This is a genomic window from Streptomyces sp. NPDC001204 (genome assembly GCF_053598035.1).
Genome location: NZ_JBSFJL010000035.1, coordinates 26,013 through 36,748 on the forward strand (window position 1 = coordinate 26,013; position 10,736 = coordinate 36,748).

Below are 10,736 nucleotides of genomic sequence, written 5' to 3' on the forward strand. Positions count from 1 at the left end.
AGGAGGAGGGGGTGTTCGATGATGGGCTCCTCGCGTTCCTCCCGGCGGCGCATCAGGGCGGCGAGCAGCAGGGGGTTCTGGATCATCGACTCCCCGCGTTCCTCGCGGCGGCGCATGAGCATGGCGAGGAGGAGGGGGTGTTCGATGATGGGCTCCTCGCGTTCCTCCCGGCGGCGCATCAGGGCGGCGAGCAGCAGGGGGTTCTGGATCATCGACTCCCCGCCCTCCTCGCGGCGGCGCATGAGCGCGGCGAGGAGGAGAGGGTGGTCGATGACCGGGTCCTCCCCGCGTTCCTCACGCCGGGCGAGCAGCGCGGCCAGCAGAAGCGGTCCGATGACGGACTCCTCTTCCTCCTGGCCGGCGCCCGTCTTCTCCCGCGTGGGGCTCTCCGTCGTTGCCGTCATGGATTCCTCCTTCTGTGAAGCAAGACGCAGACGCATGACGCGGCGGAGTGCCCGAACTGTGGGAAGTTCCGCGCTCCGCTCCTTCGTCATCGTCGGCGCGCCCGGTGCCCGCCGCACTTCGATCTTGTGCGGCGGGCGGAAGGCGATCCCGGCGACCCGTGCACGCCGGAGGAGGTGGAGGAGACGCCCGGACGGCCGTCGCAAACGCGCGCAGGCCCCGACCCGTCGAGGACGGGGCGGGGCCTGCGGCGACGGACCGGGCGGATCCGTCAGAGGCTCAGAGGCGCTCGGGCGTCCGGATGCCCAGCAGGGCCATGCCCTGGTGCAGGGTGCGCGCCGTGACGTCGCACAGGAACAGGCGGTTCTCCACCTGCTCCGGCGTCTCCGCCTTCAGCACCGGGCACTTGTCGTAGAAGGACGTGTACAGGGACGCCAGCTGGTACAGGTACGCGGTCAGCTTGTGCGGGGCGTACTCGGTGGCGGCCTCCCGCACCGTCTCCGCGAAGGCGTCGGCGTGCAGGCCCAACGTCCGCTCCACCGCGGACAGTTCCAGCTCCGGGTGGGCGCAGGGCCGTACCTCTCCGGCCTTGCGGAGGATCGACTGGATCCGGGCGTAGGCGTACTGGAGGTAGACCGACGTGTCGCCGTTCAGCGAGACCATCTGGTCCAGGTCGAACTTGTAGTCCCGGCTCGCCGAGGTCGACAGGTCCGCGTACTTCACCGCGCCGATGCCCACTTGGGCACCCCGCTCGGCGATCTCCTCCTCCGAGAGGTCCTGCGCCTTCTCCCGGACGACCGCCGAGGCACGCTCGATCGCCTCGTCGAGCAGGTCGACCAGGCGGACCGTCTCGCCCTCACGGGTCTTGAACGGCTTGCCGTCCTTGCCGAGCACCGTGCCGAACGCCAACTGGTACGCCGTCACGTCGCCGTTCAGCCAGCCGGCCCGCCGCGCGGTCTCGAAGACCATCTTGAAGTGCAGGGACTGCCGGGCGTCCACGACGTACAGCAGGGTGTTCGCCTTGAGGTTGAAGACCCTGTCCCTGATCGCCGACAGGTCGGTGGCCGCGTAGCCGTAGCCGCCGTCGGACTTCTGGACGATCAGCGGGACCGGGTTGCCGTCCGGGCCCTTGACGTCGTCGAAGAAGACGCACAGGGCGCCCTCCGAGCGGACCGCCACGCCGGACTCCTCCAGCAGGCGGCAGGTCTCGGCGAGCATGTCGTTGTAGCCGGACTCGCCGACGATGTCCGGGTCCCGGACATCCATGTCCAGCTTCTCGAAGACGGAGAAGAAGTAGATCTTCGACTCGTCCACGAACTTCTGCCACATGGCCACCGTGTGCGCGTCGCCGGCCTGGAGGTCCACCACCCGGCGCCGGGCCCGCGTCTTGAACTCCTCGTCGGAGTCGAACAGCTTGCGCGCGGCCTTGTAGAGGCGGTCGAGGTTCGACATCGCCTCCTCGCCGGTCACCTCGGACGCCTTGTGGTCCAGCTCGTGCGGGTGCTCGTCCAGGTACTGGATGAGCATGCCGAACTGGGTGCCCCAGTCGCCGATGTGGTGCCGGCGGACCACGTTCTCGCCGGTGAACTCCAGGAGCTGGACGACGGAGTCGCCGATCACCGCGGACCGCAGGTGGCCGACGTGCATCTCCTTCGCCACGTTCGGCTGGGCGTAGTCGATCACCGTCGTGCCCGGCTGCTCCGCGTACGGCACACCCAGCCGGCCCTCGGAGTCGGCCGCCCGCGCCGCGAGGTTCTCCGTGATCGCCCGGTCGGTGACCGTGATGTTGAGGAAGCCGGGTCCGGAGACCTCGACGTCCTTGATCACATCACCGGTGACCACGTGCCCGACGACCTGCGCCGCCAGCTCCCGCGGGTTCGTCCTGGCCTGCTTGGCCAGCGCAAGGATGCCGTTGGCCTGGAAGTCCGCCCGGTCGCTGCGTCGCAGCAGCGGGTCCGCGGCGGCGGTCTCCGGCAGGGTGGCCGAGAGGGCGGACGCGAGGCGCTGGTGGACGGAAGCGGTGAGGGACGTGACCGGGGCCATAGGAAAGGGTGCCGTTCTCCTCGTGCGGATGGATAGACAGGCCCAGTATCCCATGTGGGGTAAAGCGAATTTTCCGGCCGACGGGCGAACCCCGGGCCGCCCGCGCCCGTCCAACGCGTTGAAAAGGTGTTTTCGCGGATGCCGACCCGCCTGGGACAATGGAGCGGTCAGCCGTGCGACCGTAGCGGCTGCCCACGGAGAACCTTCAGAGAAACTTCAGGGAAAGAGGACGTGCCGATCGTGGCTCAGAGCACCGAGACCGCCGACTGGGTCTCCCGTTTCGCGGACGACGTCATCGAGGAGTCGGAGCGTCGGGCCCCGGGCAAACCGGTCGTCGTCGCGTCCGGGCTGTCGCCGTCCGGCCCCATCCACCTGGGCAACCTGCGCGAGGTCATGACCCCGCACCTCGTCGCCGACGAGATCCGCCGCCGCGGGTATCCGGTACGGCACCTGATCTCCTGGGACGACTACGACCGGTACCGCAAGGTCCCGGCCGGGATCGCCGGTGTCGACGAGTCGTGGGCCGAGCACATCGGCAAGCCGCTGACCTCCGTCCCGGCCCCGAAGGGCTCGGCGCACCCCAACTGGGCCGAGCACTTCAAGGCCGCCATGGTCGCCTCGCTCGCCGAGCTGGGCGTGGAGTTCGACGGCATCAGCCAGACCGAGCAGTACACCTCCGGCGTGTACCGCGAGCAGATCCTGCACGCGATGAGGCACCGCGGCGACATCGACGCGATCCTCGCCCAGTACCGCACCAAGCCCAAGGCGGCCAAGAAGCAGCAGAAGCCCGTGGACGAGGCCGAGCTGGAGGCCGAGGAGGGCTCGGGCGCCGCGTCCGAGGACGACGGCAGCTCCGGCTCCGCCGGCTACTTCCCGTACAAGCCGTTCTGCGGCAACTGCGAGAAGGACCTCACCACCGTCACCGCCTACGACGACGACTCCACCGAGCTGACCTACGCCTGCACCGCGTGCGGTTTCTCGGAGACGGTCCGGCTCAGCGAGTTCAACCGCGGCAAGCTGGTCTGGAAGGTCGACTGGCCGATGCGGTGGGCGTACGAGGGCGTGATCTTCGAGCCGAGCGGTGTTGACCACTCCTCGCCGGGGTCCTCGTTCCAGGTCGGCGGGCAGATCGTCGGGATCTTCGGTGGCAAGCAGCCGATCGGCCCGATGTACGCCTTCGTGGGCATCTCCGGCATGGCGAAGATGTCGTCCTCGCGCGGCGGCGTCCCCACCCCGGCCGACGCGCTGAAGATCATGGAGCCGCAGCTCCTGCGGTGGCTGTACGCCCGGCGCAGGCCGAACCAGTCCTTCAAGATCGCCTTCGACCAGGAGATCCAGCGCCTGTACGACGAGTGGGACAAGCTCGCCGCCAAGGTCGCCGACAGCTCGGCGCTGCCCGGTGACGTCGCCGCGTACACGCGCGCGGTGGGCACCGCCGCCGGCGAGCTGCCGAAGACGCCGCGCCCGCTGCCGTACCGCACGCTCGCGTCCGTCGCCGACATCACCGCCGGCCACCAGGACCAGGCGCTGCGCATCCTGTCCGAACTCGACCCCGCCAACCCGCTGGGCTCGCTCGACGAGGCCCGCCCGCGGTACGACAGGGCCGAGGCGTGGATCAACAACCACGTCCCCGCCGACCAGCGCACCATCGTCCGCGAGGAGCCCGACACCGACCTGCTGAAGTCCCTCGACGAGCCCTCCCAGCAGTCGATCCGGCTGCTGCTCGACGGCCTCGGGGACCACTGGTCGCTCGACGGGCTCACCCACCTCGTCTACGGCGTGCCCAAGGTCCAGGCCGGGTTCTCCGCCGACGCCACGCCCAAGGAGCTGCCGCCGGAGATCAAGACCGCCCAGCGGACCTTCTTCGCGCTGCTCTACCACCTGCTCGTCGGCCGCGACACCGGGCCGCGCCTGCCCACGCTGCTGCTCGCGGTGGGCCAGGAGCGGGTGCGGGCCCTGCTCGGGGAGTAGCGGGAACAGCGAAGCGACACGCGGTGATACGACAACGAAGAGGGGCCCTCGTGCGAGGGCCCCTCTTCGTGGTTCAGGGGCCGTCCGGGGTTCACGGCTCAGGCGATGTGGTCTTCCTCCAGCTCCGCGTTGAAGCGGTTGGAGAAGCGGCTCACCAAGTGCTTGGCCTCGTTGTCGGGCAGCGAGATCCCGTACGTGGCCTCCACCCCGTCGGCGAACTCGCGGGGGGTGGGCAGGCTGCCGTTGATCGACTGACGGAAGACCTGGTAGTAGGCCTCCTCGTCCGGCTCCGCGGGCGGGGTGCCGCCGCCCTCGCCGAGCTGGCGGGTGCGGTTCGGGCCGGCCGGGATGGGGAAGCTGCCGGTGTCCTCGGGGGAGGGCTCGGGCTGCTGCGGCTGCGGGGCCTCGCCCTGCTGCTCCTGGTACCCCTGGTCTTCCTGGTACCCCTGGTGTTCCTCGTACCACTCCTCGTACGGGAGTTCCTCGTACGGAGGCTCCGGCTCGTACGCCGGGTCGTAGCCGCCGTGGTAGTCGACCTGCTGGGGGGCGGAGAACCAGGGACTCGCTTCGTCCGGGGCCTGCTGTTCCGGTGCCGGCTGCCCGCCGTTGTGGGGGCCGGCCAGTTCGGGGCGCTGCCCGCCGGGAGGCGCCTCCGCCAGCGCCGCAACGGACTGGGCGGCTCCCTCGCCGCCCATCCGTGGCGCCTCGGCGGCGCGAGCGTCCACGGCCGTCTCGACCTGCGGGCGCGGCGGGATCAGCGCCGGTTCTATGCCCGCCGCCGCCAGGCCCGCCGGGGCCGTCTCCCCCAGGGGGACGCCGTACCGGGCGAGGCGCAGCGGCATCAGGGACTCCACCGGGGCCTTGCGGCGCCAGGCCCGGCCGAAGCGGGAGCGCAACCGGGCCTGGTAGACGAGACGTTCCTGTTCCAGCTTGATGACCTGGTCGTAGGAGCGCAGCTCCCACAGCTTCATACGGCGCCACAGCAGGAAGGTGGGGACGGGGGAGAGCAGCCAGCGGGTCAGGCGGACGCCCTCCATGTGCTTGTCCGCCGTGATGTCCGCGATCCGGCCGATCGCGTGCCGGGCCGCCTCCACGGCGACCACGAACAGCACCGGGATCACCGCGTGCATGCCCACGCCCAGCGGGTCCGGCCAGGCGGCGGCGCCGTTGAAGGCGATCGTGGCCAGCGTCAGCAGCCACGCGGTCTGGCGCAGCAGCGGGAAGGGGATCCGGATCCAGGTCAGGAGCAGATCCAGGGCGAGCAGCACACAGATGCCCGCGTCGATGCCGATCGGGAACACATAACTGAAGTTCCCGAAGCCCTTCTTGATGGCGAGTTCACGGACGGCCGCGTACGAACCTGCGAAGCCGATACCGGCGATGATCACGGCACCCGTGACGACCACGCCGATGAGAACGCGGTGCATCCGGGTCAGCTGTGGCGTGGCCACCCGTAACTCCCTCCCCTTGCGTGTTGGTTGCGCGCAACAGGGTGGCACATCTGTGCGAGGGGCGTGGGACCGGTCCGGTTGCTCCGCTTCCGCGGGCCGTCCGTGGGTCAGCCGTTGGACGCCGACTTCGACGGTGAGGCCGACGTCGACGGCGACTTCGCGGGGGACTCGGACGCCGAGGAGGAAGCGGAGGTGCTCGGCGCACCGCCGCCGGACGCGCCGTTCGCCGTCGCCACCGCGGTCACCGCCTCCTTGGCGGCCTTCTCCGCGGCCTTCGTCAGGTCGTCGGCGTCCGGGGTCGAGTCACCGGCCAGACCGGCACCGTTGTAGTCGAGGGTGACGACCACGTTCTCCGCCCGCGCCACGACCGTCTGCTGCTTGAAGGCGCCTTCCTTCTTCTTCAGGTCGTAGCGCACCACCGTGGCCTCGTCGCCGGTCCCGGACACCGGCTCCGACTTCACGTTCTGCGCGTTCTCCACGTTCCGGGCGTCCTGCACCTGGCGCTCATAGAACGCCTGCGCCTGCTTCTCGCCGGAGCCACGGGTGACATCGGACTCGAAACGCAGCAGCGACACGTTGAGCCAGCGGAACTGAGAGCCCTTCACGCCGTTGTTGTCCAGGCTGTTCCAGGAGCAGCCGGCACGTGTGGAGAGGTCGCTGGAGGCGCTCTCCTTGCCCGACTTCTTGCCCTTCGGGACCAGTTCGCCGAGTGTCTTGTCCGACAGGATCTTGCACGGCTGGGGCAGCTTCGCGTACGCCGCCGCCTGCACCGTCGGCGACGGGCTCGCGCTCGCGGAGCCCTTCACGTCGCCCGGCGCGGTCTGCTTGGCACCCTCGCCGGAGCCGGAGTCCGAGGAGGAGCAGGCCGCGGCGAGCAGCATCACGGGCACGGCGATCGCGCAGACGAGGGCGCGGTTCGGACGCTTCGCTCGCGGGGTGCGCGGGGCTTGCCCCCACTGCCTGAACGGCGTGGGAGGTACCCCCACTTCTCGCTGGGCTGCTCGCTGCATGGTTCCTTCGCTCATGACGCTCGTGGTTCCTGCGGTCGGTTCGGGTCCGAGGGGCCACCGTACGCGGTGAGACAGCCGTGCGGTCCCACTTGTCGTACTGAGCGCGGCGGCACCGGGTGCCGCGCGGGAGTCGTCAACCACCCAGTGAATCGGCCAGCCGAGCGGCCAGTTTCCTTGCCTTGTCCTGCATTTCCTTGCTGTCCGGGACGACGCCGACGGCCGCCGGCTGCTCCTCGTACACGATGGTCACGACCACGTTGGACGTGCGGAATGCCACAGTCACGGTGCGCTGCTGGGCGGTCGAGCCGGAGCTGCCGAGCGCGTCGTCGAGGAACGCCTCGTCGCCGAGATCGCTCAGGAGCCGGGGCTGGAGGTCGGCCGAAGCGGTGTCGCCGGAGGCGGACGAGGAGGAGTCGGGGGAGGGCGATGACGAGGAGGACGCCGAGGACGCCGAGGGCGACGGGGACGACGACGACGGCGGGGTGCTGCCGGAACCGGAACCGGAAGGGGCTGCGGAGCCCGCGCCGGAGGCGGCCTTGGACTCGGTCGTGGAGGCCGAGCCATCGGTGGCGGTCGGCTCGGGAAGGTGCGCGGCGGCCCGTTTGGCGGCGAAGACCGACTGCGCCTGACTGTCGTCGCTGACGGTGTTGTCGTAGGAGACGACCCGCTCGAAGTCGATGTAGAGATGGTCGGTGGCGTCCGAGGACTCCACCTTCCATCGGCATCCGACCTTGCGGTCGGTGTCGTACGTGAGCGTCGCCTGGCCCTCGTAGGCCTTGTCCCGCTGGTCCACGTCCATGATCTGCTTGATGCCGGGGAGCAGTGAGTCGAGGGTGTTGTGGCCGACCGCGCGGCAGGCCTCCGGAAGCGTCCGGTACCTGCCCGGCTGGGCCGCCGCCGTCGTCGCGTCGGAGCCGCCGGGGTTGGCGTTGTCCGTCCCGCCGTCACTGGACGAACCACCGGTGCAGCCGCCCAGCAGCAGCGCCGCGAGGAGCGTGGCCGCGCCGGGTACGTACGCCTTCCGCAGCACGGTCAGGCTCCTCTCGCTTTCGATGGCCCCGCTGGTTATTCGCTTGCCGGGCGGGGGCGTTCCCTGGAGACAATGTGTATCGCACGCACTGCCGTGGACGCCGGTCCGTTGTCCTGTTTCGCCGACCTTGGCGCCGGTATTGCGTTTCCATGCTTCTGTTGTGTTTCCGGGGGAATGAGGGCGATATGTCGTATGTGGAGATGCCGGGCGCGAAGGTCCCGATCCGCATGTGGGCCGACCCGGCGACGGTCGAGGACGTGGCGATGCAGCAGCTCCGTAACGTCGCGACCCTCCCCTGGATCAAGGGCCTCGCCGTCATGCCGGACGTGCACTACGGCAAGGGCGCGACGGTCGGCTCGGTCATCGCGATGCGGGGCGCGGTCTGCCCGGCGGCGGTGGGCGTGGACATCGGCTGCGGAATGTCGGCCGTGAAGACCTCGCTGAGGGCCGGCGATCTCCCGGGCGACCTGTCCCGCCTCCGCTCCAAGATCGAGCAGGCGATTCCGGTGGGACGGGGAATGCATGACGATCCCCTCGATCCGGGACGGTTCCACGGTCTGGCCACCGCGGGGTGGGACGGGTTCTGGGGGCGTTTCGACGGGGTGGCGGAGGCGGTCAGATTCCGTCAGGAGCGCGCCACGAAGCAGATGGGAACGCTGGGCAGCGGAAACCACTTCGTGGAGGTCTGCGTCGACGAGTCCCAGTCGGTGTGGCTCATGCTGCACTCCGGCTCCCGCAACATCGGCAAGGAACTCGCCGAGCATCACATCGGCGTCGCGCAGAAGCTCTCGTACAACCAGGGGCTGGTCGACCGCGACCTCGCCGTCTTCGTGGCGGACACACCGCAGATGACGGCGTACGAGCACGACCTGTACTGGGCCCAGGAGTACGCGAGGTACAACCGCGCGATCATGATGGCGCTCCTGAAGGACGTGATCCGCCGGGAGTTCAAGAAGGCTGGGGTGACCTTCGAGCCCGAGGTGAGCTGCCACCACAACTACGTGAACCGCGAGCGCTACGAGGGCATGGACCTCCTCGTCACCCGCAAGGGAGCGATCAGCGCCCGGGCGGGGGAGTACGGCATCATCCCGGGCTCCATGGGCACCGGCTCGTACATCGTCAAGGGCCTCGGGAACGAGGAGTCCTTCAACTCCGCGTCGCACGGCGCCGGCCGGCGCATGAGCCGCAACGCCGCCAAGCGGCGCTTCTCCACCAGGGACCTGGAGGAGCAGACGCGGGGCGTGGAGTGCCGCAAGGACTCGGGCGTCGTCGACGAGATCCCGGGCGCCTACAAGCCGATCGAGCAGGTCATCGACCAGCAGCGGGACCTCGTGGAGGTCGTGGCGAAGCTGCGGCAGGTCGTCTGCGTGAAGGGCTGAGGCCCGCGGGCGCGGCCGTACGCCCGGGCCGGACGGCTACTTGGCGTGGCGGACCGCGTAGATCATCACGAAGGCGACGACGTGGATGCCGAAGAGGAAGTAGCCGAGGTAGTACCAGACGTACCGTTCGCGCTTCTTCTCCAGGGCGAGGCGCGCGCGCTCCGGCTCCCGGTCGGGGTCGTCGGTCATCACAGCTCCCGGTGGACCTTGGTGTTCGACGCCTGGGCGCGGGGGCGGACGACCAGGAGGTCGATGTTGACGTGGCTGGGGCGGGTGACCGCCCAGGTGATGGTGTCGGCCACGTCGTCGGCCGTCAGGGGCTCGGCCACGCCGTCGTAGACCCTGGCGGCCTTCTCCCGGTCGCCGCCGAAGCGGGTGAGGGCGAACTCCTCCGTCCTGACCATGCCGGGGGCGATCTCGATGACCCGGACCGGCCTGCCGACGATCTCCAGGCGGAGGGTCTCGGCGAGGACGTGGGCGCCGTGCTTGGCGGCGACGTAGCCGCCGCCGCCCTCGTAGGTGCCGTGACCGGCGGTGGAGGAGACCACGACCACCGTGCCGTCGCCACTGGCCTCCAGCTTGGGCAGGAGGGCCTGGGTGAGGTTGAGGGTGCCGAGGACGTTCGTCTCGTACATCGTGCGCCAGTCGGCCGGGTCGCCGGTGGCGACGGGGTCGGCGCCCAGTGCCCCGCCGGCGTTGTTGACCAGGACGCCGATGGCCTTGAAGGCCGAGGCGAACTCGTCCACCGCCGCGCGGTCGGTGACGTCCAGCTGGTAGGCGGTGGCGGAGTGGCCGGCCGCGCCGATCTCCTCGGCCAGCGCCTCGATACGGTCCTTGCGGCGGGCGGTCAGGACGACCCGGTAGCCGGCCGCGGCGAGCTGCCGTGCCGTGGCGGCGCCGATGCCGCTGCTCGCACCGGTCACGACGGCGATGCGGGAGGCGGCGGACGGGGCGGCGGTGGCCATGGGCTTGCTCCTCGGGACGGGTGTCGGGTGCGTGTCTGCGCGGTCGTCGTCTCCAGCGTAGGGGAGCGTCAGCCGCCGTTCCGTGGTGCCCACATGATCACGGCCATGCCCGCGAGGCAGACCAGCACGCCGGTCACGTCCCAGCGGTCGGGCCGGTAGCCGTCGGCGGCCATGCCCCACAGGATCGAACCGGCGACGAAGATCCCGCCGTAGGCGGCGAGGACGCGGCCGAAGTGGGCGTCGGGCTGGAAGGTGGCGACGAAGCCGTACGCGCCGAGCGCGAGCACGCCGCCGGCTGCCCACATCCAGCCGCGGTGCTCGCGCACGCCCTGCCAGACGAGCCAGGCGCCGCCGATCTCGAACAGCGCGGCGACGACGAAGAGGGCGGCGGAACGGAGGATCAGCATGAGGGCAGCCTCGCACGAAGCCTCTGCCGGGAAGAGGGCGGTCCGGCCGACCGTTTTCGGTCACACAACGTGACACGT

Annotated in this window: 10 protein-coding genes; 2 read left to right on the forward strand and 8 right to left on the reverse strand. The window is 70.2% G+C overall.

The window, feature by feature from the left end; translation table 11 throughout:
• Together ACWC91_RS34175 and argS are read right to left on the reverse strand one after the other, a co-directional pair.
• Positions 1-404, reverse strand: a 404-nt coding sequence (locus ACWC91_RS34175) for a hypothetical protein (protein ID WP_450726173.1), incomplete at its 3' end; no start/stop codon positions are given.
• Positions 405-681: 277 nt separating this feature from the next.
• Positions 682-2,445 (reverse strand): arginine--tRNA ligase, encoded by a 1,764-nt coding sequence (gene argS, locus ACWC91_RS34180; protein WP_225078141.1) that lies wholly within the window; start codon positions 2,443-2,445, stop codon positions 682-684.
• A 231-nt stretch (positions 2,446-2,676) separates the two neighbouring features.
• Between argS and lysS the strand changes: the two genes are divergently transcribed.
• Positions 2,677-4,416, forward strand: coding sequence for a lysine--tRNA ligase (lysS, locus tag ACWC91_RS34185; RefSeq protein ID WP_225078140.1), 1,740 nt, complete (start codon positions 2,677-2,679; stop codon positions 4,414-4,416).
• Positions 4,417-4,514: 98 nt separating this feature from the next.
• Here lysS and ACWC91_RS34190 read toward each other — a convergent pair whose 3' ends face one another.
• The 3 genes from ACWC91_RS34190 to ACWC91_RS34200 form a co-directional block, all read right to left on the reverse strand.
• Positions 4,515-5,843 carry a DUF2637 domain-containing protein gene (locus tag ACWC91_RS34190; protein ID WP_225078173.1) on the reverse strand — a complete coding sequence of 443 codons (1,329 nt, stop codon included), beginning with the start codon at positions 5,841-5,843 and terminating at the stop codon, positions 4,515-4,517.
• A gap of 131 nt (positions 5,844-5,974) precedes the next feature.
• Complete coding sequence (locus tag ACWC91_RS34195) at positions 5,975-6,892, reverse strand: DUF3558 family protein (protein ID WP_450643363.1); 918 nt, start codon at positions 6,890-6,892, stop codon at positions 5,975-5,977.
• Between the two features lie 118 nt (positions 6,893-7,010).
• The gene (locus ACWC91_RS34200; protein WP_450643364.1) at positions 7,011-7,907 is read right to left on the reverse strand and encodes a DUF3558 domain-containing protein; all 897 of its coding nucleotides are present in this window, start codon (positions 7,905-7,907) and stop codon (positions 7,011-7,013) included.
• A gap of 185 nt (positions 7,908-8,092) precedes the next feature.
• On the opposite strand from ACWC91_RS34200, the gene ACWC91_RS34205 reads away from it, so the two are divergent.
• Complete coding sequence (locus ACWC91_RS34205) at positions 8,093-9,286, forward strand: RtcB family protein (protein WP_225078137.1); 1,194 nt, start codon at positions 8,093-8,095, stop codon at positions 9,284-9,286.
• A gap of 36 nt (positions 9,287-9,322) precedes the next feature.
• Here the strand turns inward: ACWC91_RS34205 and ACWC91_RS34210 are convergent, their stop codons facing one another.
• From ACWC91_RS34210 to ACWC91_RS34220, 3 genes are all read right to left on the reverse strand, one after another.
• On the reverse strand, positions 9,323-9,475 hold the full coding sequence (locus ACWC91_RS34210; RefSeq protein ID WP_225078136.1) for a hypothetical protein: 153 nt from the start codon (positions 9,473-9,475) through the stop codon (positions 9,323-9,325).
• Positions 9,475-10,251: an SDR family NAD(P)-dependent oxidoreductase gene (locus ACWC91_RS34215; protein ID WP_225078135.1), complete on the reverse strand. Its 777-nt coding sequence runs from the start codon at positions 10,249-10,251 to the stop codon at positions 9,475-9,477. Before ACWC91_RS34215 ends, ACWC91_RS34210 begins: the two co-directional genes overlap by 1 nt.
• Before the next feature lie 68 nt (positions 10,252-10,319).
• Positions 10,320-10,658, reverse strand: coding sequence for a YnfA family protein (locus ACWC91_RS34220; protein WP_141359526.1), 339 nt, complete (start codon positions 10,656-10,658; stop codon positions 10,320-10,322).
• Positions 10,659-10,736 lie beyond the last annotated feature (78 nt).

Coding starts and splice junctions, on each gene's coding strand:
- ACWC91_RS34215 (WP_225078135.1), bottom strand. CDS start 10,251: ATGGCCACCGCCGCCCCGTCCGCCGCCTCCCGCATCGCCGTCGTGACC.
- ACWC91_RS34205 (WP_225078137.1), top strand. CDS start 8,093: ATGTCGTATGTGGAGATGCCGGGCGCGAAGGTCCCGATCCGCATGTGG.
- ACWC91_RS34190 (WP_225078173.1), bottom strand. CDS start 5,843: ATGCACCGCGTTCTCATCGGCGTGGTCGTCACGGGTGCCGTGATCATC.
- argS (WP_225078141.1), bottom strand. CDS start 2,445: ATGGCCCCGGTCACGTCCCTCACCGCTTCCGTCCACCAGCGCCTCGCG.
- ACWC91_RS34195 (WP_450643363.1), bottom strand. CDS start 6,892: ATGAGCGAAGGAACCATGCAGCGAGCAGCCCAGCGAGAAGTGGGGGTA.
- ACWC91_RS34210 (WP_225078136.1), bottom strand. CDS start 9,475: ATGACCGACGACCCCGACCGGGAGCCGGAGCGCGCGCGCCTCGCCCTG.
- ACWC91_RS34220 (WP_141359526.1), bottom strand. CDS start 10,658: ATGCTGATCCTCCGTTCCGCCGCCCTCTTCGTCGTCGCCGCGCTGTTC.